Origin of the sequence: Shewanella pneumatophori, assembly GCF_023283895.1 — a bacterium.
Taxonomy (GTDB): domain Bacteria; phylum Pseudomonadota; class Gammaproteobacteria; order Enterobacterales; family Shewanellaceae; genus Shewanella; species Shewanella pneumatophori.
The window spans coordinates 175,904-199,126 of record NZ_JAKILB010000008.1 but is presented as its reverse complement, the minus strand read 5'-3'; the positions used below and the strand labels follow the sequence as shown (position 1 = coordinate 199,126).

Here is a 23,223-nt window from a genome sequence, read left to right as displayed (position 1 = left end):
AGTGTCTTAAATCTTAAGGGCGACATATAATGTCGCCCTTAAATTAAGCTAAGTAGAAAGTTTACAAACTACTCACTGCTTAGTTAGTTAACAATAAAGAAAAATAGAGATAAGGTACCCCATGAGCAACATTCATGAGCATAAGATCCTCATTTTAGATTTTGGATCGCAATACACTCAACTGATCGCCCGTCGTATTCGTGAAATCGGCGTGTATTGTGAACTTTGGGCTTGGGATGTTTCTGAAGAGCAAATTCGCGAATTTGCTCCAAACGGCATTATCTTAGCCGGTGGCCCTGAAAGTGTTACCGCTGAGAACTCACCGCGCGCACCAGAATATGTGTTTAACGCTGGCGTACCTGTACTAGGTATCTGTTACGGCATGCAAACTATGTCTGAGCAGCTTGGTGGTAAAGTAATTCAAGGTGTGGGTGAAGGCGAGTTTGGTTATGCGCAAGTAGAACTACAAGCTGAATCGGCACTATTTAAAGCAATTGAAGACGCAGTTAGCGAAACTGGCAAGCCACTACTTGATGTGTGGATGAGCCACGGTGACAAAGTATCTGAAATCCCTGAAGGTTTCGTTGCTGTTGCTAAGACTGAAACTTGTCCATTTGCTGCTATGGCAAATGAAGACAAGCAGTTCTACGGCGTGCAGTTCCACCCAGAAGTGACTCACACTCGTCAAGGTAAGCGTATGCTTGAGCATTTCGCACTAGACATTTGTGCGTGTGAAGCAAACTGGAAACCAGCATCAATCATTGAAGATGCCGTTGCTCGTATTAAAGAGCAAGTGGGTGAAGACGAAGTTATTTTAGGTCTATCTGGTGGTGTTGATTCATCAGTAGTCGCTATGCTTTTACACCGCGCAATCGGTGACAAGCTAACTTGTGTATTCGTTGACAACGGTTTACTACGTCTAAACGAAGCGCAGCAAGTGATGGAAATGTTTGGTGACCATTTTGGTCTAAACATTGTTCATGTTGATGCTGAAAACCGTTTCCTAGACGCAATGGCGGGCGAAGCAGAACCAGAAGCTAAGCGTAAGATCATTGGCCGCGTATTCGTAGAAATCTTCGACGAAGAATCTAAGAAATGCGTTAATGCTAAATGGCTTGCTCAAGGCACTATCTACCCAGACGTTATTGAGTCTGCAGGTAGCGCAACAGGTAAAGCACACTGCATTAAGTCACACCATAACGTTGGCGGTTTGCCAGATGATATGGAAATGGGTCTGGTTGAGCCATTACGTGAACTGTTTAAAGATGAAGTACGTAAGATTGGTCTAGAGCTAGGTCTTCCATACGACATGCTTTACCGTCACCCGTTCCCAGGACCAGGTCTTGGTGTGCGTGTACTTGGTGAAGTGAAAAAAGAATACTGTGACTTGCTACGTCTAGCTGATGCGATCTTTATCGAAGAGCTACGTAAAGCCGACCTTTACAATAAAGTAAGCCAGGCATTTACTGTATTCCTACCAGTTCGTTCTGTGGGCGTAATGGGCGACGGTCGTAAGTACGACTGGGTTGTTTCATTACGTGCAGTAGAAACTATCGACTTTATGACAGCGCATTGGGCACACCTACCTTATGATTTCCTAGGTCGTGTATCTAACCGTATCATCAACGAAGTTGATGGCATTTCGCGCGTAGTTTACGATATTTCTGGTAAGCCACCTGCAACGATTGAGTGGGAATAATCTTCGGATTATAATTACGCTTAAATAAAGGTGCTTCGGCACCTTTTTTATTTGTACTGACGTGATGAATACTATCTTTGGAGCTTGGTTTGCCACAATTTGAATCAATAGAACAACAAGATCTTCATTTCATGAAAATGGCAATGGAGATGGCAACTAAGGCTGAAGAGAAGGGCGAAGTCCCTGTTGGAGCTGTGTTGGTTAAAGACGGTGAAGTGGTAAGCGCTGGGTTTAATTTTAGTATTGGCCTGCATGATCCAAGTGCTCACGCCGAAATGCAGTGCCTGCGCCAAGCTGGGCAAATTTTGCAGAACTATCGCCTATTAGATACTACCTTGTACGTTACTCTAGAACCATGCGCTATGTGTGCCGGGGCAATTGTGCATTCACGTGTAAGCCGCTTAGTATTTGGCGCTAAAGATCAAAAAACAGGTGCAGCGGGAACCGTAATCGATATTGTGCGCCACAGTGCTTTTAATCATTTAGTAGAAGTGGATTCGGGTGTATTAGAGCAAGAGTGCGCTGAGCAGTTGAGTGCGTTCTTTAGACGCCGTAGAAAAGAGATTAAGGCGGCTAAAGCCCTGGCAAAACAACAAGCATTAGTAGCAGATGAAACTGCAACCCGACCTAAGGGTTAAAAAAGTTATCTTCAGACGGCTTAATAAAAACGAAGAATTGCTTTTGACGCCCGAGTACTTTTTGATGGCGTGTTTTTAACTGGCTACGACGGCGCGCTGCAACATTGTTGATTGCTTTTTTTCTCATAATTAGCCTCACTATTATTGTTACTTTAGCTGCTTTACTAACTAGCATTATTACTATTTAGCAAACTTTAATAGCAAAAGTCTACGCGAGAGTTATTAATCTTTGATGAATTTGGGGAATAAATGACTTGTGTGATGCAGCAGTCATTCCAGTTAGATTATTGGCATTAAGTCTCCGCCAAGCACTGTTTAGGTAAAGCGAGTGGTTAGCGGAGTTACCGGCGGCTAGTTAATTTCTGGGGAAGCATCAAGTAACGGCTCTTGAGGTGGCTGTAAGTCAACTACTTGCTCTTGGATCTCCGCAGTTTGCAGTGGCTTATTTCTAAGTTCAAGCAGCATATTCTGATTATCAATCCACACTAAGGTGTCGTAGTAACGGCGAATGCTATCAACATAGTGCACAGCTTCATTACCACGAGCATAGCCATAGCGGGTTTTCTTGTAGTATTTACGCTTTTGCAGTAGTGGCAATACTGATTTTACATCACGCCAAGCGCTAGGGTTTAAGCCTTGAGCTTCGGCCAACTTACGCGCATCTTCAACATGGCCTAAACCAATATTGTAAGAGGCGAGGGCAAACCACATCCGCTGACTTTCAGGGATTGAATCAGGTAGTCGCTCAAGCATGCTATTAAGATATTTCGCGCCGCCTTGAATGCTTTGGTATGGGTCGAGACGATTTTTAATACCAACTTGCTTAGCCGTAGGTAAAGTTAACATCATTAAACCGCGCACACCGGTGGGCGAGCGAGCATTGGGGTTCCAATGTGATTCTTGATATGCCGTTGCTGCTAGTTTTCGCCAGTCAATATCTCCGGCGTACTTTTCAAAGGTGGCTTGATACTTAGGTAGTTTATTGTCAATGGCACGAATGAAGGCGCGAGTATCAACGTAATCAAAGCGCTTTACGTGAGCAAAGTATTTCTCATTTAAATGTGCCAATGTGCCGCTGCGTTTTTCGATATGCCAAAAAGCCAATAACTGGCTCATTAGCTTGTCGCTGTTATTAGGCGGCAATAGCCAAACTACCGGTTGCTTCTGTTTTAGTACTAAGCCTTCACGTAGCTCGGGCATAAAACGACGGTTGATATCTAAGCTGGTTGAGTCGGCAATAGTGTAAGGAATATCGCCAGCTGCAATCATTGTAAGCAGTTCTTCTGCATCTTTATCTTTTTCTTGATTCCAGACTAAATCAGGATTGGATTTTTGTAATTCAGTTAAAGTATCGACAAAAGAGGAGTCGGTAATAACTGTTATTTCGCCTTTGAGTTTATCTATGCTCTTAGGTACAGGGGTACCTTGGCGATAAACTAAAACTTGATTAACGCGATAAAGCGGTGGACCCACCCGAAATTGCTCGCGTCTGGCAGGAGTGTCTCCAAGACCTGCTGCTATGATGTCAATTTCGCCAATTTTCATGGCTGTGTATAGCTCGCTGATATTGGCAAACGGCTGCATTTTCAATTCGAGGCCGAGATAATTGGCAAAACGCTCTGCCATCTCATAATCGTAACCTGAATCACCTTGGCCTGAAGTAAAGAAGATCTGTGGACCATATAAGGTACCGACAACTAATTCCGTCTGCTTTGGTGGCTCAACGGGTTTTGCTTGCTCCACGACAACTTTCTGGCAAGCAGCCAGCAAAGTGATACAGCATAGAGTTAGCAAGATTTTTTTCATGATTTAGTCGTATTAGCACGTAAGTTTAAAAGAAACAGCCAGCGATTATATCACATTATAAGTCTTGGTAAAAAAACGCTTTTTACCTTGATCTATATTACTTTTATTATGAGCCTTAAATTGAATTTTGCGTAAAATTGTCAACAATAGTTAGCTTTTGAGAGCTGTAAAAATAATGATACTTTTTGCTAAATAGGAAACACTGTTTTGTACAGCGACTACTGATGATTTGTGACAAACATTTCCCTATAATAGCGCCCAGATCTGACCCTGCAATTATAAATATAAGGTGAAAAGACGTGATGGAGATCATCCGCGGAGCCCCTGCACTTTCGGCGTTTAGAGTACAGAAGCTGATGCAAGCTTGTGAATCGGCAGCACTGCCAGTGCGCCAAATCTATGCCGAGTTTATCCATTTAGCCGATTTGAATGAATCCCTAAATGACACTGAAAATCTACAGCTTGAAAAAATCCTTACATACGGCCCCGCTATCGAAGCGCATACGCCAGAAGGTCATCTCCACTTCGTTACACCCCGTCCCGGTACCATCTCTCCTTGGTCATCAAAAGCAACAGACATCGCCCACAACTGTGGACTCAATAAGGTAAAGCGCCTTGAGCGCGGTATTGCCTATTATGTTGTTAGTGATGCGCTAAGCGCTGAGCAAACTAAAACCTTAAATGCATTACTACACGACCGTATGGTTGAAGTAATTTTGCCAAGTTTTGATGATGCAAACGTGTTGTTTGCACGCACAGAACCAGCAAAATTCAACAGTGTTGATGTATTAAGTCAAGGACGTGCAGCACTAGAGCAAGCAAATACAAAGCTTGGTTTGGCATTAGCTGATGATGAAATTGATTATCTCGTTGAGAACTTTACGCGCTTAGGCCGTAACCCGAACGATATTGAGTTGATGATGTTTGCTCAAGCGAACTCAGAGCATTGTCGTCACAAGATCTTTAATGCAGATTGGACAATTGATGGCGAAGTTCAGCCAAAATCATTGTTCAAAATGATCAAAAATACTTTCGAGAAGACGCCGGACAACGTGCTATCTGCTTATAAAGATAACGCCGCTGTGATGACAGGCTCTACAGCCGGTCGCTTCTTCCCGAAACAAGATGGCGTATATGGTTACCACACAGAGCCAATGCACATCTTAATGAAGGTTGAAACTCATAACCACCCAACTGCAATTAGCCCATACCCAGGTGCTGCAACCGGTAGCGGTGGTGAAATTCGTGATGAGGGCGCTACAGGCCGTGGCTCTAAGCCAAAGGCGGGCCTAACAGGCTTTAGCGTATCAAACCTTAAGATCCCAGGTTTTGTGCAACCATGGGAAGCAGATTACGGTAAGCCAGATCGCATTGTTACCGCGCTTGATATTATGACCGAAGGCCCATTAGGCGGCGCGGCATTTAATAACGAGTTTGGTCGTCCGGCATTGGTAGGTTACTTCCGTACTTACGAACAAGAAGTTAACAGCCACAACGGTGTTGAAGTGCGTGGTTACCATAAGCCAATTATGCTGGCGGGTGGTTTAGGTAATATCCGCGAAGAGCATGTGCAAAAAGGTGAAATTACCGTTGGCGCTAAGCTAGTGGTACTTGGCGGCCCTGCGATGAACATCGGTTTGGGCGGCGGCGCGGCGTCATCAATGACATCAGGTCAGTCGAGCGAAGATTTAGATTTTGCTTCAGTGCAACGTGAAAACCCAGAAATGGAGCGTCGTTGCCAAGAGGTTATCGATCGTTGCTGGCAGATGGGTGATGCTAACCCAATTCAGTTTATCCACGATGTGGGCGCGGGCGGATTATCAAATGCTTTCCCTGAGCTGGTAAATGATGGTGAGCGTGGCGGTAAGTTTGAGCTACGTAAAGTGCCGTCTGATGAGCCAGGTATGAGCCCATTAGAAATTTGGTGTAACGAGTCACAAGAGCGTTATGTGATGTCAATTGCACCTGAGAACATCGAGCTATTTACCCAAATCTGTCAACGTGAGCGTGCTCCGTTTGCGGTTGTGGGTGTAGCGACGGAAGAGAAAGAGTTAGTCCTAAGTGACGAGCACTTTGAAAACCATCCAATCGATTTACCACTAGAAGTGCTATTAGGCAAAGCGCCTAAGATGAGCCGCGATGTAGTAAGCGCTAAAGCGAATTCTGCAGCACTTGATCAATCAAGTATTGAAGTTAAAGAAGCAGCGCACCGTCTACTGCGCTTGCCAACAATTGCAGAAAAGACCTTCCTTATCACTATTGGTGATAGAACGGTAACGGGTCTGGTTAATCGTGACCAAATGGTTGGCCCATGGCAGGTACCAGTGGCGGATTGTGCGGTTACTGCATCAAGCTACGACTCGTACACGGGTGAAGCTATGTCTATGGGTGAGCGCACGCCGCTTGCACTATTGGACTTTGGCGCATCGGCGCGTATGGCGGTGGCTGAATCAATTATGAACATTGCGGGTACTGATATCGGCTCGTTCAAACACATTAAGCTTTCTGCTAACTGGATGTCACCAGCAGGCCACCCAGGTGAAGATGCGGGCTTGTATGAAGCGGTAAAAGCCATTGGCGAAGAGTTATGCCCTGATTTGTCTTTGACAATTCCAGTGGGTAAAGACTCAATGTCAATGAAAACCGCTTGGGAAGAAAACGGCGTTCAAAAGACTGTGACCTCGCCAATGTCATTGGTGATCACCGCGTTTGGTGTGGTGCAAGATGTACGCAACACTGTTACACCAGAACTACGCACTGATAAAGGCGACACAGATCTGTTATTGCTGGATCTTGGTCTTGGTCAAAATCGCTTAGGTGGTTCTTGTCTGGCTCAGGTATACAGTGAGCTAGGTGATATCGCACCAGATCTTGATAACTCAGCAACGTTGAAAGGCTTCTTTGAAACCATTCAACCTATGATTGCCGATAAGTCGATTATTGCGTATCACGATAGAAGTGATGGCGGCCTTTACACCACTTTAGTTGAAATGGCATTTGCTGGTCACACAGGTCTAAATGTTGATTTGAGTGCACTAAGTGGTACTGACGTTGAGCGTCTGTTTAACGAAGAGCTAGGCGCAGTCATTCAAGTTCGTCGTCAAGACGCAGCGATTATCACTGAAAAGTTTGCCGCAGCAGGTGTACCTTGCCACAAAGTTGCCGAGCTGACTGATACTGACTGCATTGCTATCTTTGATGGTGCGCGCGAAGTCTTAACAGAAACACGTACTTCACTACGTACTATTTGGGCTGAAACCACCTACCGCATGCAAGCGCTACGTGATAACCCTGAGTGTGCTAAAGAAGAGTTTGAGCTTAAGCAAGACGCTAGTGATTTAGGTCTAACCGTTGATTTAAGCTTTGACCCAAGTGAAGACGTTGCCGCGCCATTTATCTTAAAAGGTGCTGCACCTAAGATGGCTATCTTACGTGAGCAAGGCGTTAACTCGCACATCGAAATGGCTGCTGCATTTGACAGAGCCGGCTTTGAGTCTACCGATGTGCACATGAGTGACATCCTAAGCGGCCGTATTAGCCTAGAAGAGTTCCAAGGCCTAGTGGCATGTGGTGGTTTCTCTTACGGTGACGTACTGGGCGCTGGTGAAGGCTGGGCGAAGTCAATTCTGTTTAACGAGCGTGCTCGTGAGCAGTTTAGCCAATTCTTCGAGCGTAATGATAGCTTCTCGCTTGGTGTGTGTAACGGTTGTCAGATGTTGTCTAACCTTAAAGACATTATTCCTGGCACCGAGTTATGGCCACACTTCGTACGTAACCGTTCAGAGCGCTTTGAAGCGCGCTTTAGTTTGGTTGAAGTGCAAAAGAGTCCGTCGTTATTCTTCCAAGGTATGGAAGGTTCACGTATGCCGATTGCTGTATCACATGGTGAAGGTCGCGCTGAGTTTGCAACGCCTGAAGCGCTAGCCGCAGCAGAAGCCTCTGGTACGGTAGCACTGCGTTATGTTGATGGTAATGGTCAAATTGCCACTCAGTACCCACAAAACCCGAATGGTTCGCCAAATGCGATTACCGCATTGAGCTCAACTGACGGTCGAGTGACGATTATGATGCCGCATCCTGAGCGTGTATTTAGAACCGTTGCTAACTCATGGCACCCAGAGTCTTGGGGTGAAGATAGCCCTTGGATGAGAATGTTCCGTAACGTGAGAAAATCAGTCGGCTAATGTATTGATTGCTGATGTAGACTGAAAGTTATCGATGAAAAAGCCCCTAAATATAGGGGTTTTTTTTTACTTGAAATAATTAATTGGTGTTTGTTCAACCAAAGAAGTGCCACTAAACAATGGATTACAGAGTATTTCCTGCTAAATAGATTGCTAATAAAAGCTTTTTGGCGAGCTATCACTAAGATTTTGGATAAGCTGAAGTTATCCATAATCTTCAATATGCGTTATTCATAAAATATTTTTCGGCTGCGGTAATCAGCAGATATAAAAAAGCCCCCCTTAATACTAAGGGGGGCCGCTTTGCGCTAACAAAACTTCAAGATTGATCTTGCATTAAACAGTCTTACTTACAGCTCTCTAGCTTTATAAAGTTCAACGAAAACACGCTGATAGCTAACAACTAGACGCTCGAATAATTTTGTCATAATGGGTATCTCCACATAGATTGATGATTTAAGCGGAGTTAGTCTTTACCGGGCTACTTCACCGGGTTGGTTAGACCGTCTCCTTAACTTGGTGCTCATTTTAGGTGACGAATAAAATTTGATCAAACGAGAAAAACTTCATTTAGCTATTAGTTTTTGTTATCCGAAATTGGTCGGTTGGTAATGGTGTTTTTTATTGTTATATCTTATATGTATGTATTTAAAGGTTTTTAGGTGGAAGTGAATTAGATAGATTTTTATTTAGGGATACGATAACTGTTGCTGGAATTGTTAATAATTGGTGTTTTGTCTGTTTAGCGTTAAATAAAATGTTTATTGGGTGAAAATAATTGTTTTGCTTATTTTTCAGGCACTCCTAGCATGGGTGTTTTATGTTGTCAACAGGCTCTAGGGTGGAACTGTGTGCTTCACCTCAAAACCCATTGAAACCGAATGCTTTGATTGATTTGAATCAATTTTGAATGTTATAAAAACACTGCGGATAACCTTATTTCGTCTTGCAAGTGACTGATATTAACTAATTTGTTTAATCTTTATTTGCGTATTCGAGAAGGGAGTCACAACAGCCATTGAAAATGTGATCGCAAGCGTGGGTTTGCTAGTGTTTTTGGCTTTGAAATACAAAATTTATGAATTAAACAACGAATCGCGGTTGAAGTTGGATTTTTGTTATAAAAACTGACTGTTTTACTGCATTAATATTCCTATATAGGCAATCACTCTCGTTGATGGGGATCTAACGAAAGTGATTTGACGCACCACCTAAGGAGTCACAAATGATTTTAGAAGAGGTTGTTGACCTGTCGCGTTTCCAGTTTGCGATGACGGCCATGTATCACTTCCTATTTGTTCCCTTGACCTTGGGGTTAGCTTTCTTGCTAGCCATTATGGAATCACTTTATGTGATGACCAATAAGCAAATCTATAAAGATATGACCAAGTTCTGGGGTAAGTTATTCGGTATCAACTTTGCACTTGGCGTTGCAACCGGTTTGGCGATGGAGTTCCAGTTCGGAACCAACTGGTCATACTATTCGCATTACGTTGGTGACATCTTTGGTGCACCACTTGCTATTGAAGGCCTAATGGCATTCTTCCTAGAATCTACTCTTGTGGGTATGTTCTTCTTTGGTTGGGATCGTTTCAGCAAACGTCAACATTTAGCAGTAACTTGGTTAGTTGCCCTAGGTTCGAACATGTCTGCGCTGTGGATCCTTGTGGCGAACGGTTGGATGCAAAACCCTGTAGGTAGCACATTCAACTACGAAACCATGCGTATGGAAATGACTAGCTGGGGTGAAGTGTTATTTAACCCAGTAGCACAGGTGAAGTTTGTTCACACTGTGGCGTCAGGTTACGTTGCTGGTGCGATGTTCGTTCTAGCGATTAGTGCTTACTACATTCTTAAGAAGCGTGACTTACCATTTGCACGTCGTTCATTTGCGATTGCAGCAAGTTTCGGTATGGCGTCTATCTTGTCTGTAATCGTTCTTGGTGACGAATCAGGCTATAAGGTCGGTGAAGTACAACGCGTTAAGCTAGCAGCTATTGAAGCGGAATGGCACACTGAGCCTGCTCCAGCTGCATTTACTGCTGTTGGTTTCCCTAATCAAGAAACTCAAGAAACAGACTTCGCGGTTAAAATTCCTTATGCGATGGGTATCATTGCTACTCGTTCACTTGATGAACAAGTTACTGGTATCAAAGATCTGATTGCAGAGCACGAAGTGCGTATTCGCAACGGTATGGTTGCTTACGGTTTACTTGAGCAGCTACGTAACGGTGAAGAAACGCCTGAAATCCGCGCAGCATTTGAAGAAGCTAAAGTTGACCTAGGTTATGGTCTGCTATTGAAGCGTTACACTGATAAAGTGGTTGATGCGACAGATGAGCAAATCAAAGCAGCAGCAGATGACTCAATACCAAACGTAGCACCTATGTTCTGGTCTTTCCGTGTGATGGTTGGCCTTGGTGTGATTATGTTGTTCGTGTTTGCTGCAGCATTCTGGCAAAGCACACGTCACCAAATCGACGAGAAACCTTGGGTGCTTAAAGCTGCACTTTATAGCTTACCATTACCGTGGATTGCGATTGAGTGTGGTTGGTTTGTGGCTGAATATGGCCGTCAACCATGGACGATCTCTGAAGTATTACCAACGTTTATGTCTGCCTCTAGCTTGTCTGTTGGCGACCTGATGTTCAGTATTATTTCTATCACGCTGTTCTATACCATCTTGTTAGTGATTGAGCTTTATCTAATGATTAAGTTCGCGCGTATCGGTCCTAGCTGTTTGAAGACGGGTCGCTATCACTTTGAAAAGCTTGATGCCTAAACTGGAGATCTGATTATGTTTGATTATGAAATGTTAAGATTCATCTGGTGGGCACTGATTGGTGTGCTTTTCATCGGATTCGCTGTCACAGATGGCTTTGATATGGGTGTTGGTGCCTTATTACCGATTATCGGTAAAGACGACACTGACCGCCGTATTATGATTAACTCTATTGCACCGCACTGGGATGGTAACCAAGTTTGGTTAATCACCGCTGGTGGTGCATTGTTCGCCGCTTGGCCTATGGTCTATGGTGTGTCTTTCTCTGGTTTCTACGTGGCAATGATGCTGACGTTGTTTGCATTGTTTATGCGTCCAGTCGGTTTTGACTACCGCTCTAAGATTGAAGATCCAAGATGGCGTAAGTCTTGGGACTGGGCACTGTTTGCTGGTGGTTTTGTTCCGCCGCTAATTATCGGTGTTGCGTTTGGTAACTTGCTACAAGGTGTTCCGTTTAACTTTGACGAATACCTACGTGCTACTTACCACGGCGGTTTCTTCGGTCTACTTAATGGCTTTGGTATTCTAGCTGGCCTAGTGAGCGTGAGCATGTTTATGCTTCAAGGTTCTACTTGGTTACAAATGAAGACAGAAGGCGAACTACGTGTTCGTGCTGCTAAGATGTCACAGTTGCTATCTGTAGCGCTGTTCGTATTCTTTGGCGCAGCCGGTGTATGGTTAGTTAACGGTATTGACGGTTATGTAGTAACTTCAGCTATCGACACATACGGTGTTTCTGACCCAACGCTGAAAACCGTTTCTGTTGAAGCTGGTGCTTGGTTGGTGAACTACGATAAGTACCCATTGACTATGGCATTCCCAGTAATTGGTTTACTTATGCCTATCCTAGTATTGCTATGTAGCCGCATGAACCGTTCTGGTTTTGCGTTCTTCTTTAGCTCATTAGGTATTGCGGCAGTGATCTTAACGTGTGGTGCAGCTATGTTCCCATTCGTTATGCCATCTTCACTAGAGCCAAACGTAAGTTTGACTATGTGGGATTCGACTGCAAGTGAGATGTCATTGACTGTAATGACTTGGGCTGCAATCATCTTTGTACCGATTGTACTTAGCTATACCGTTTGGACTTACTTGAAGATGTTTGGTCGCTTAACTCGTGACTTCATCGAAAAGAACAAGACCTCACTTTACTAATAAGGAGCCTAGATTATGTGGTATTTTGCTTGGATTTTAGGCGTATTGTTAGCCTGTTCATTTGGTATTATCAACGCGCTTTGGCTTGAAAATACTGAGAACATGGACCGTGATGCTGAGAGCGAAGATTAATCTTCCGCAATCGTTAAATGGTTAAGTAAAGCCCCGCAATAGCGGGGCTTTTTGTTTATAGACTTTTCACAATTATTACCTACTGGTAATAGTTAATTGCAGCAAGCGCTAATTATCATCTCTCAAATTACGGCTATAATTCGAGGCTTTATCAATTTAAGCTGGTGAGTCACAGTTTTTACTAACTGCTACTAGCCGTTATTACTGCTTAACCTATTTATAGCTGAGTGCTAGCTTATTTAGCCGCTTTGCTGATTGTTTGGGACATGATTATGTGGAATAAAATTCGTGGTTCTTTGCCGCTGCAGTTGGTATTGGCTGCGTTCGCTGCTTGGTTGTTGGCAACTGGGATCACTGAGTTTAGTGCTCCGAGTGAAGTAAATAACATAAGTCAGCAAAGCTGGTATCAATTCTTGATGCTAGGTAAAACGGTTTATATCGGTTTACTGAAAATGGTTGTCGGCATTATGGTGATGCTCTCTTTGGTTGAGGGCATAAGTAATATTGGCGCTATTACCAAATTGAAAACACTCGGTAGACGCACACTGGGCTTTTATGTGTTCACCACTACGATTGCGGTAAGCCTTGGTTTAGGTGCGTCTTTGTTAATGCCTGCATGGCAGCCCCTGACTCAAGCAGTTCCTTTGGCAGCTGGCACCAACTTGATTGAAGCAGAAGCCGCAAGTGGCGGCGCGATAGCGACCAAAATGCTACAGATGGCACTGGTAAACCCTGTGGCCGCAATAGCCAATGGTAACTTGCTAGCAGTGGTGGTGTTCTCATTCATGATAGGTATTTCTTTGCTTATCGCCTTGCCACAAGAGCATGTGTTATTTGAAGTTATTCGCGGCATGAATAAAGGCATTAACACCTTAGTTGGCGGCATTATTCGTCTGTCGCCGTTGGCTATTTTCGCGATTATTCTCGAGTTTTCGATTGGCGGTAGTGAAACTCTATTTAGTCAGTTGGCGATGTTTGCCCTATTAGTGTTTGGTTTAACCATGCTGCATGGTTTGGTAGTACTACCGAGCTTGGCAAAAATACTTACAGGTATAAAAATACGCACCTTGTTTAAGGGGATTAGCGCACCACTCGCTATGGCTTTTGCGACCTCTTCAAGTGCTGCAACCTTGCCGTTATCGATGAAAAGCGCAGAAGAGCTAGGTGTTACACCTGCAACCAGTAGTGTGGTATTGCCACTTGGTTCTGTGATGAATATGGACGGTACTGCGTTATTTGAAGGTGTGGCGGCTATTTTCTTGGCGCAGCTATTTGGTGTGGACTTAACGACAACCGGCTTAATCATGATTTTCGTGATGGCAATGGTATCTTCAATCGGTGCGCCGGGGATGCCATCTGGCTCAATGTCTGGGATGCAGCTAGTACTACTTGCAGCAGGTATTCCGCTTGAGGCTATTGCGATCTTATTGATTATCGAAAGGCCGCTCGATACCTTCCGCACTGCAGTAAATGTTGAGGGAGATATTATTGCTGCATTGGTTATCGATAAGTGGCAGCGTAGTTAATTAGATAGCTGCGTTAGTCACCAGTTAAACTAACCGCTACTTCATTGGTAACGGTTAGCTTTAACTATTTGCTGTTACAGCTCGGCGCGATAGATAAATAGCGCAGTATCCATGACCATTTCAGATACTGGCGTGGTATTAAATTGCTCTGTTTTTTGGTCGACAATTTGGTAAGTTTTATCACCAATTTTATCTAGCTCTTTGACTTTGTAACAGTTCTTAGAGGTGCGTAGATCGCAGCCTTTAACCATCAAATCAGTTGTAAAGTAGCTAGCGTAAAGTGCAATTTCATTAGTGCTTTCATTTTTAGTGTGCAGCACTTTTATTTCTGCAACGCCATCAATGGTTTCATCAGCCATTAAACGATTAACAGCGCGCTGATATTCTTGTTTATAGGTTGCTGAGTCTTTGCTGACAAACAGGAAAGAGTCAAAGCCAAGTTCTTCAAGTTGTAGGCCCAGATCTGTGGCAAACGTTTTACCAACCTCAAATAGAAAGCTGTTAGCGGCTGGGCTATTTTCATAGGTGGTGTTTAAGCCTTCACCTGCGATAATTAATAATTTCTTACCTTCAACCGTGTTATTTTGTGGGGTGGCACAACCAGCCATAAATAGCATAAACGACACTATTAATAGTTTAGCAAACATACTTTTCTCTCTTTGAACTTAAAAAGCGAATAATGGAATAGGGCAGGACGGTAATGACAAATCTGCTCAAAATCAACAATAAAAAAGCAACAGCGAACTGTTGCTTTGCCCTTGCCTTCAGCCTTTTATTTTAGCCAGCAGCTTTGCACATGCAGTTATTTAATATTATGCCTTAAACACACTGATCTTAGTGTTAATCTCTTTTGCAATAGTTGCTAAGCTCTCAGCTGAGTCGACGCTTTCACCTGCGCGCTGCTCGCCATCTCTTGCAAGTTCAGTTATCTGATGCAGGTTACGGGTGATCTCTTCAGCCACAGCGCTTTGTTGCTCGGTGGCGCTAGCAATACTACTTGCCGTGGTGGCGAGCTCGGCAATGCTGTTATTAATCTCCATTAACTGTGAAATAGCCTCATTGCCTTGGGCTGCTGACGCGTCGCCAAGTTCATTGCTGTGATTCATCTGTCCGGCGGTAAGTTTAACTTGAGATTGCAGCTGGGTAATAGTGTCTGAGATCTCCGCAATAGAGGTTTGAGTGCGCTGGGCTAGGGTGCGAACTTCATCAGCTACAACAGCAAAACCGCGACCTTGTTCACCTGCTCTTGCGGCCTCAATGGCAGCATTAAGCGCTAACAGATTTGTTTGCTCGGCAATGCTATTAATCACTTCAGTAACTTGACTAATAGCTTGGCTATTTTGATTGACCACTTCAACGCTGCTGTGGCTTTCAGACAACTGAGTGCTTAAATCTTGCAGGCCGCTAACTAGGCTACTTAAGTTGGCTTGGCCGCCTTTAGCCGCATTATCTACACGCAGGCTCATGCTTGCACCTTCATTGGCGTGGTTAGCCACGTCGCGCACTGAGGCTGACATCTCTTCTATCGCTGTAGCAATTTGATCTGTTTGTGCCATTAACGATTGTGCTTCTTCACCATTTAAACGCGCGGTTTCTTGTGTTTGATTCGAGTGAGCTTGCAGTGCTGTAACCGATTGCTGTAGCGCTAATATAAGATCGCGCAGGTTGGTAGCCATTTTTGATGTGCTGTTAGTTATTAGGTCTACTTCATTTTTGCTGTTTGTGCTGGTGGCTGCAAAATGCTGCGAAAGATCACCTGCACCTAACTTTTCTAATTGTGTTTGTAGTGTGCCAAGTGGTTTTAATGCCCTTACCAACACTTGCGAAAGTAATATAGTAATTACAATCATACCAATTACCGACACTGCCATATTGATTTTCAATAACGAGATACTTTCTTCATTTAGCTCTTTAGCATCAACTTGACCAATTAAAGACCAGTTCCAACCTGGGATCTCAATAGTGTAAGCATAGGCTTTTACGCCCTGATTGTTGGTGTATTCCCAAGAGCCTTGATGAGTCATTGCTTGCTCAATTGTTAGTCCATCGAGGTTGTCTGCACTGAGTTTACTGCCAACGGCGTGTTGATGATGGGCAACAATTGATGAGTCTAATTGGCGGACTAATAGATAAGAACCTGATTCTTCTAGCTGTAGCTTATTGATCGATTTTCTGAGTTGCACCAAGGAGCCACTAATATCAAAACCAGTGTATAAAATACCAATGACTTCACCGTTGCTGTTTTTGATTGGGCGGTAAATCGTCATGTAATCTTTGCCGAAAAGCTGGGCATAGCCTTCAAAATCTTTGCCTTGCAGCATGACATTATAAGCGGGGTGGTCTTTATCTAGATAAGAGCCTAATGCGCGTTTACCATCGGCATTTTTTAATGATGTTGAAATGCGGATGAATTCATCGCCATCGCGCACGAATACGGTTGCGTTACCGCCAGTCAGTTTTGAATATCTGTCTACTTTACTTTTAGAGGCGTTGATTTGTTCACGTTCATGTCTTAGGGCTGGAGTTGTTTTCCCCATGACTTTGACTGTTTTATCTGGCTTGTAGAAATTACCAGGATACATAGAGCGAAATACATCTGCGTTGCGCTCTGCAAGTGAGACTAAGCTTTCGTACTGTAACTCAATTAAATCTGCAGTAGCGCTAGTTTGCGCCTGCATAGCGCTAATGCCTTTATCACGCAGCACATCTGATGCTGTTAAATAAGAGACACAACCTAGGAAGCCAAAAATGAGTACGGTAAGGAGGAGGGCAAGCATGCCAATTTGCTTTGCAATCGGCCAATTTTTATAGTTCATATCGAGTTCAATTCTTTTTGCGGTGAGTCCAATCTAATTGATTTACAGAATAAAAGAATTGATGTAGGTCTATAAGTGTTCGCTTTCTAAAGAAATCCTTACCGCCGTATATTGCTTAACTTTTAAACTGTGATTGATGACATAATTTTAGTCGAGATAAGGTAGAATGGTGATAATGGCCTAAAGCAAAAAGGAGAAGGCATATGTTGGGCGAAAATCACTTATTGACCCATGAGTTTCCGGAGTATCTATCTGCCATTATCGAGCTTAAATCCACTAATAAGACATTTTGCTTGCTAGCAAAGCGTTATCATAAACTCGATCATCAAATTCGTGGCCTCGAACAAAATCAAGTCCCAAGTAGTGATGCTTACTTTAATCAACTTAAAGCTGAGCGAGCTAATCTTAAAGATCAGCTTTACCGATTATTAGTGGCTCACTCAAAACTGAGTTAGCCTTTGTTCTAGGCCCCATGATCAAGTGATACATAGTCGGCACCCAGACTAATGACAGTAAGGTAGTTAACAGTGTGCCGCCAGCAATCGCAATGGCAAAAGGTGGCCAAAACCCGCCGCCAGCAATAATTAATGGCAAGAAACCACCGATAGTGGTAATAGTTGTTGAGCCAATATGCCGCCCACAACTTGTTACTAAATCAACAATTAACCCGGTATTCCCCGCTCGAGTATCGGCTTGCTGTTCAAGTTCGGCAATAATCACAATCGCTGCATTAATCGCAAGTCCCATTAGGCCAAGCAAGCCAATAATTACCGTAAAGCCAAAGGGATAATCGAATGTATAAACCGCCAGTAAACCTAAACCTGCTGATTGCATGGCGCTGAATAAAATGATGCCAGTGAGTCTAAAAGAGTTAAAAGACAAGACTACGGTAGCGAGCAGTAAAGTGACGACTAGCACTAGATTCGACATTAAGTTGCCTACCGCTTCATTACGCTTGGCACTTTCACCACCTAGCTCGATACGGTAACCACTCGGCAGTGCAATGCTCTCCAGCGCTGCAGTGGCATTATCGACCACGGTTTGTGGCAATACTCCTGAGGTTAAATAAGCTTCAACGGTATTCACCCGCTGACCATCTCGTCTTGGGATCGCTCCGCGACTGACTTCAATATTGCTGGTTGATATTGCAGATAGAGGAATGCCGTTACCACTTTCAGAGACTAAGGTAATAGACGACAACTTAGTTTGCTGCTCACGCATACTGTCGGTTAAGCGCACTCTTACTGGCAACGACTCGGTTTGTTCTAATATGCTGCCGCCATTGATCCCCGTTGTCGCCATTTCAACTTGTTTGGCAATATCGGTTAACGATAGGCCGCTCATTAAGCTGGCATCTTCATTGATCTGTAGCCACACTTTTGGCGCGCCGGCGCTTAATGTGGCGCGGGTGTGGATGACATCTGCAGTGTCTGACAACACTTTGCGCACTTGCTCACCCAGCGTTTGCAATTGATCAAGATTCGGCCCAAAAATTCTTACTTCAACAGGCGCATTAAAAGGTGGGCCTTGCTCAAGCTTACGCACAATAATTTGCGCTTGTGGGTAGGCTTTATCTAATGACTTTTGTAACGCCGGAATTAAGCGATTAGCAGTAGCAAAGTCTTGGGTCTTGACCATAGCTTGCGCGTAATTACTTGCACCTTGTTGGCGCTGCAATAAGTTGTAATAGAAAGAGGGCGCATTACCGCCCACAACCCAATCAATGCGTTGTACGCCTTGAGTTTGTCTTAGGTCGAGATCTATCTTTTCTATTTGGCTGCGAGTTTGGCTAATGCTTGCTTGCGGTGCTAAATACACCTCTATTTGAAACATATCCCTATCTGATGGCGGGAAGAATTGCTCGGTCATTTTTCCTGCGGCAACAAAGCCCATAACTGGCAGCACACCAATGATGATAGCCGCAAGTAACGGCCGTGATAGCGCTAAGGTTAACATTTGGCGAAACGCTAGGCTCATAAACGGAAGGTTTATGCCATGGTGATACCAATGGGTGCCTTTGCCATCAACACCAAAGCGGCCGGCAAGACCGGCAATAATAGTGTGAGAGATAATAAATGAACCAAGCAGAGCAAAAATCACTGAGATTGCAATGCCGCCAACAAACTCACCTGCTGCGCCGGGCATCAGCACAATTGGCGCAAATGCCAGCATGGTGGTAATTGTAGACCCTGCGAGTGGCAACCATAAGTGCTGTAAAGTCTGTTTAACCGCATTGAGTCTATCCATACCTTGTTGGCGGCGCTGAGAGATCGCATCGACAATCACAATGGCGTTATCGACCATAATACCAAGGGCAACCACAAGGCCAGTTACCGACATTTGATGAATCGGTAGGCCAATAAACTTCATGCAAGCTAAGGTAAAGAGGGCGGTAAGAGGCAAAGATAGTGACACGATTACGGCGTTTCTCAGGCCTAAAGTCAGCATCAACACCACAAGGATAATGATAAAACCGAGGAGCAGGCTGCCAATTAAATCGCTTAGCCTTTCTGTGGTGTAACCTTCTTGGTCGAATAGCCATTCAATTTCAATATTGGCTGGAATACTGCTTTGTAAGTCATTAACTACCGCTCTTACTTGTTCAAGCCATAAGTCGACGCGGGTATTGCTTAGCATTCTTGCCGCGACCATTACCCCTTGTTGCTGTTCAATTAACGCAATACTGCTGGCGGGCTCTTTGGGCTGACGGCTAATACTCGCAATATCGGCTAAGCGAATAATTTGACCATCGTTGGTGACTTTTAACGGCACTTGGGCGACGCGAGCGATAGAATCTAGTTCACCAGAGACTTCAACTAGAGCTTTAAAGTGTTGGTTATTGATTTCACCTGCAGACACTTTGGTGTCGGCATCTTGTAGAATTTGTGCAATAGCGGCTGGAGATAAACCCAATTGATTGACTTTGTGGCCATCTAGCTGGACTAAGATCTCTTCATTAGGTTGGCCGTAAAGGTTAACAAAATCAGTGCCACCTAATAGTCGTAATCGACTTTGTAGCTCTTTAGCGTAACGGTTAAGCATATCTGTGCGCACTTCACCGCCACCTCGCCATGCTATGCCTAAAATAGCGGTGTTGGCGTAACCGAGCTGATCATCTAAAGTTGAGTTTTGCGCTGATGTGGGCAGTTTACCCTTAGCGTCGGCTATTAAGTCACGAGCTCTAGACCAGACAGGGGCCGTTTCTAATACGTCATCTTTGAGCTCAAGTTGAATAACCGAGATCCCGGGACGTGAGGTTGATTGCACTAACTTGAGTTCCTCAAGTCGCCTTAATTCGCTCTCAAGCTCTTCAGTAACGAGTGCTTCAATTCGCTCAGCTGAGGCACCGGGATAGTGGGTAATAACAGATGCGAAACGGTTGGTGATTTCAGGATCTTCCATTCGCGGCAAGCTAGAAATTGCCCCCAACCCTGCAACAATCAGTAACGCAATGACCAAGCTAATTAAGCGGCCATTCTCAACCAATGACTTAACCATACTTTACCTCGTCGCTAGCTGTGCTTGTTGGGTAACGAGCTGACCCGCAACGAGTTTATGTAGCCCTTGAGAAACGTATTGCTCGTTAGGGCTTATTGCTCCATTGATATAGGCTTTATCTTGCGCGGTATAAATGATTTCAACATCTCGGCGCTCAATGCTAAATAGATCGCCATCGGCTTGGCCTAAGGTATAGATATTCCACAAGCCTCGCACACCATCGGTAAGTGCACTAAGCGGCACCCAATAGCCTTGGCTAGCAATCGTTTGCTGATAGTTTAAATAGCTAAGCTCGCCATTTATGACCTGGGCCGAGGTCGGTAAGGTTACGCGCAGATCCACTGTGCGAGTGACGGGGTGAAGCTCTGCACCAATACCGGCAATTTTACCTTGAAATTGTTGATCTCTAACGGTGATATCTACGCTTTGGCCCGTGGTTAACTTGTTAGCGATAGTAACGGGGACGCCTATGTAAGCTTGAATATTATTATGCTCAATGATGGTGTAAACCGGGCTACCGAGGTTGACCACTTCACCGAGGTTATGAGTTCGTTTACTGATCACGCCATCAAATGGTGCGAGTAAACTCGATTTGTCGATTTTTAATTGGTTAGCGAGTAAGGAGGCATTAAGGCGAGTTTTGGCGGCCAATAAGCTGTTGAGCTGACCTTTTTGTTCATCTAATTGCTGCTCAGAGACATAGCCTTGCTGCTGTAAACCTAAGCTTCTATCTAATGTGGCTTTAGCTAAGTCTAAGTCGGCTTTATTTTGCGACAAACTTGCATTTAATTCATTTTTTTCCGCTAGCAGTAAGCGGGTGTCGAGCTTGGCAAGTAGTTGTCCTTGTTTAACATTGTCACCACTATCTACCGCAAGCTCTTTTATTTTTCCGGACAGTTCAAAACCAATTGCGGTGGTATTACCTGAGCGGATAGTGCCTGAGAATGTTTGACTAAATTGATATTCATCAGTCAATTCTAGTGAGTCAGTGCTTACCGACTGGTAGCTAGGCTGAGGTTTATTCTCTACCACCGGGTCTTGGCAAGCTGATAGAAAAGAAACGGCAACCAAACCCATTAACCACTTTTGATGAGTTAGAACTCTTATCGCTATCATCGCATACAACCCATTTTGTTATGCACTGAGGTGCATAAGGTAGATTAAATGTTAAACTAGACTGCCTAGTCTAGTGTTTAAGAACTAGACTGTCTAGTCTATTTGACTAATAAATGGACTGGGCAGTCTAGTCTATGCTTAAATAGATAATTGAATGTGATTAAGGCTAATGGTTGGAGTTTTGCTGGATATGAATGCACCTTTATTGAATCGAAGTGAACAAAAAAGAGCGCAGATCTTACAGGCTGCAAAAGAGCTTTTTTGTGATCATGGGTTCTCCAATACCAGTATGGATGAGGTGGCAAAATTGGCTGGTGTGTCTAAGCAAACGGTTTATTCGCACTTTGGTTGTAAAGATGATTTGTTTGTCGCATCGATAGAATCTAAATGTTTAGTGCATGGGGTTAACCAAGACCTTTTGTCTGATCCCACAAGCCCTGAAGTCAGCTTAGGCTTATTTGCTAAACATTTCGGTGAAGTGATAACTAGCCCTGAAGCGGTAACTGTTTTTAAGGCATGTGTATCTCAGTCTGATACTCACCCTGAGATCTCAGAGCTATTTTACAATGCAGGGCCAAAGCATATTCTAGGCTTACTCGCAGATTATTTAGCTAAGGTAACAGAGCTAGGCGTTTATCAGTTTAAGCATCCACATCACTGCGCAGTAAGGTTGTGTTTAATGGTGTTTGGTGAGGTGAGAATGCGCTTAGATTTAGGTTTAAATATTGATGATTTATTACCTGAGCGCGAAAGCTACATTAAAGAGACTGTAGAGATGTTTTTAAAGGCTTATAAAGTTAGTTAATTCGATTTTTAGGTATTATTAACCTGTAATCATAAAACCGATAAAGTGTTCTACAATAATCAGATACAAAATGATCCTTTGGCCTCGCCTCGCCGTAATGTACAGTCATATCAAATACATCATTCATTTTTGAAATAATAATTAGCTAATGGAGTTAGCAAAATGAAAAAGTCCCTAGCAATAAGTACGCTAGCCTTATCTACGTTAGTTTCGTCGCCAGCTGCATTAGCGGAGCAGCAAACTCAATCCTCTTCATACCGACCAAGTCCATTTAGTTTAAGTGCTACTAGGATGACTACCGGCACTGCCGATGTTGGCAATAATGAGTTACAGCGTGATCAATGGATGTTTGATTTTAAAGCCAGTATGCCATTAGGTAATAAGTGGTTTATTGGGGCGGGCGTTGGTTACGATAATTTGGATTACGATTGGCGCTCACCGAATTTGCAAGGTAACACTCAAGCCTGGGATAAAATTGAGCGTTATCGAGCGAGTTTGTCCCTGTCATATCGGCCCAATAAAAACTGGATGTTTATGCTAGCGCCTAAGCTGCAATACGCCTATGCCGATACAGCCTCTGCAAGCAATGCTGAAAGTTATGGTACCGTGTTATCAGGTATGTACCGCTTTGATTCCGGTAATGTATTAGGTTTAGGTGTGGCATACCTAAACGATATTGATGAAGTTCGGACTGTGCCTTTTATTGCAGTGAGCTGGCAAATTACTGAGAACTTAAAACTAGGTAACCCGTTTTCTGCAGGCTTTAGTGGCCCTGCGGGTTTAGAGCTAAGTTATCAATTAGATCCTGATTGGAATATTGGCCTTGGTACATCAAAGCGAACTAATCGGTTTTTAATCGCCGATGAAAAAGAAACCGCAGAGATTGATGAATGGGTCAGCTTTGTAAGGTTAGGTTGGGATATTTCTAAAGCGGTTAGCGTCAATGCTTATGCGGGATATTTCTTTAATGGTGAGTTGGAGCTTAATCCACAAGATACTACTGAGGATATCGACAACCAGGGCGCAGCAGCCCTGGATGTCACCTTTAAATTTTAGCTAAATTCTA

The 23,223-nt window shown here is 43.9% G+C and carries 16 protein-coding genes; 10 read left to right on the top strand and 6 right to left on the bottom strand.

Annotation, left to right across the window (positions count from 1 at the left end; genetic code table 11):
- The first annotated feature begins 121 nt into the window (after positions 1-121).
- Entirely contained in the window at positions 122-1,699 is a 1,578-nt protein-coding gene (gene guaA / locus L2740_RS14170; RefSeq protein ID WP_248950791.1) for a glutamine-hydrolyzing GMP synthase, read from the top strand.
- Positions 1,700-1,788: 89 nt separating this feature from the next.
- Positions 1,789-2,337 carry a tRNA adenosine(34) deaminase TadA gene (tadA, locus tag L2740_RS14165; protein ID WP_275974257.1) on the top strand — a complete coding sequence of 183 codons (549 nt, stop codon included), beginning with the start codon at positions 1,789-1,791 and terminating at the stop codon, positions 2,335-2,337.
- On the opposite strand, the gene L2740_RS14160 is transcribed toward tadA, so the two are convergent.
- Entirely contained in the window at positions 2,327-2,464 is a 138-nt protein-coding gene (locus L2740_RS14160) for a hypothetical protein (RefSeq protein WP_248950790.1), read from the bottom strand. The genes tadA and L2740_RS14160 overlap by 11 nt on opposite strands.
- Before the next feature lie 224 nt (positions 2,465-2,688).
- The gene (gene mltF / locus L2740_RS14155) at positions 2,689-4,143 is read right to left on the bottom strand and encodes a membrane-bound lytic murein transglycosylase MltF (RefSeq protein WP_248950789.1); all 1,455 of its coding nucleotides are present in this window, start codon (positions 4,141-4,143) and stop codon (positions 2,689-2,691) included.
- A 302-nt stretch (positions 4,144-4,445) separates the two neighbouring features.
- Between mltF and purL the strand changes: the two genes are divergently transcribed.
- The 5 genes from purL (at position 4,446) to L2740_RS14130 (ending at position 13,922) form a co-directional block, all read left to right on the top strand.
- Entirely contained in the window at positions 4,446-8,327 is a 3,882-nt protein-coding gene (gene purL / locus L2740_RS14150; protein WP_248950837.1) for a phosphoribosylformylglycinamidine synthase, read from the top strand.
- A gap of 1,225 nt (positions 8,328-9,552) precedes the next feature.
- A complete protein-coding gene (locus L2740_RS14145) occupies positions 9,553-11,109 on the top strand; it encodes a cytochrome ubiquinol oxidase subunit I (RefSeq protein WP_248468671.1) in 1,557 nt (518 codons plus the stop codon).
- Positions 11,110-11,124: 15 nt separating this feature from the next.
- Positions 11,125-12,264: a cytochrome d ubiquinol oxidase subunit II gene (gene cydB, locus L2740_RS14140; protein WP_248950788.1), complete on the top strand. Its 1,140-nt coding sequence runs from the start codon at positions 11,125-11,127 to the stop codon at positions 12,262-12,264.
- Positions 12,265-12,279: 15 nt separating this feature from the next.
- Complete coding sequence (gene cydX, locus L2740_RS14135) at positions 12,280-12,396, top strand: cytochrome bd-I oxidase subunit CydX (RefSeq protein WP_220781134.1); 117 nt, start codon at positions 12,280-12,282, stop codon at positions 12,394-12,396.
- Positions 12,397-12,668: 272 nt separating this feature from the next.
- Positions 12,669-13,922 carry a dicarboxylate/amino acid:cation symporter gene (locus L2740_RS14130; protein ID WP_248950787.1) on the top strand — a complete coding sequence of 418 codons (1,254 nt, stop codon included), beginning with the start codon at positions 12,669-12,671 and terminating at the stop codon, positions 13,920-13,922.
- A 74-nt stretch (positions 13,923-13,996) separates the two neighbouring features.
- Here L2740_RS14130 and L2740_RS14125 read toward each other — a convergent pair whose 3' ends face one another.
- Together L2740_RS14125 and L2740_RS14120 are read right to left on the bottom strand one after the other, a co-directional pair.
- The gene (locus tag L2740_RS14125; protein ID WP_248950786.1) at positions 13,997-14,569 is read right to left on the bottom strand and encodes a hypothetical protein; all 573 of its coding nucleotides are present in this window, start codon (positions 14,567-14,569) and stop codon (positions 13,997-13,999) included.
- 165 nt (positions 14,570-14,734) lie between these two features.
- Positions 14,735-16,738: a methyl-accepting chemotaxis protein gene (locus L2740_RS14120; RefSeq protein ID WP_248950785.1), complete on the bottom strand. Its 2,004-nt coding sequence runs from the start codon at positions 16,736-16,738 to the stop codon at positions 14,735-14,737.
- Between the two features lie 203 nt (positions 16,739-16,941).
- Between L2740_RS14120 and L2740_RS14115 the strand changes: the two genes are divergently transcribed.
- A complete protein-coding gene (locus L2740_RS14115; RefSeq protein ID WP_248950784.1) occupies positions 16,942-17,193 on the top strand; it encodes an HP1242/YdcH family protein in 252 nt (83 codons plus the stop codon).
- On the opposite strand, the gene L2740_RS14110 is transcribed toward L2740_RS14115, so the two are convergent.
- Positions 17,144-20,236, bottom strand: coding sequence for an efflux RND transporter permease subunit (locus tag L2740_RS14110; protein ID WP_248950783.1), 3,093 nt, complete (start codon positions 20,234-20,236; stop codon positions 17,144-17,146). The genes L2740_RS14115 and L2740_RS14110 overlap by 50 nt on opposite strands.
- A gap of 3 nt (positions 20,237-20,239) precedes the next feature.
- Positions 20,240-21,352: an efflux RND transporter periplasmic adaptor subunit gene (locus L2740_RS14105; protein WP_248950782.1), complete on the bottom strand. Its 1,113-nt coding sequence runs from the start codon at positions 21,350-21,352 to the stop codon at positions 20,240-20,242.
- A 190-nt stretch (positions 21,353-21,542) separates the two neighbouring features.
- Between L2740_RS14105 and L2740_RS14100 the strand changes: the two genes are divergently transcribed.
- Both L2740_RS14100 and L2740_RS14095 read left to right on the top strand, forming a co-directional pair.
- Complete coding sequence (locus tag L2740_RS14100) at positions 21,543-22,157, top strand: TetR/AcrR family transcriptional regulator (protein ID WP_248950781.1); 615 nt, start codon at positions 21,543-21,545, stop codon at positions 22,155-22,157.
- Between the two features lie 162 nt (positions 22,158-22,319).
- Positions 22,320-23,213, top strand: a complete 894-nt coding sequence (locus tag L2740_RS14095) for a porin family protein (protein WP_248950780.1) — start codon at positions 22,320-22,322, stop codon at positions 23,211-23,213.
- Positions 23,214-23,223 lie beyond the last annotated feature (10 nt).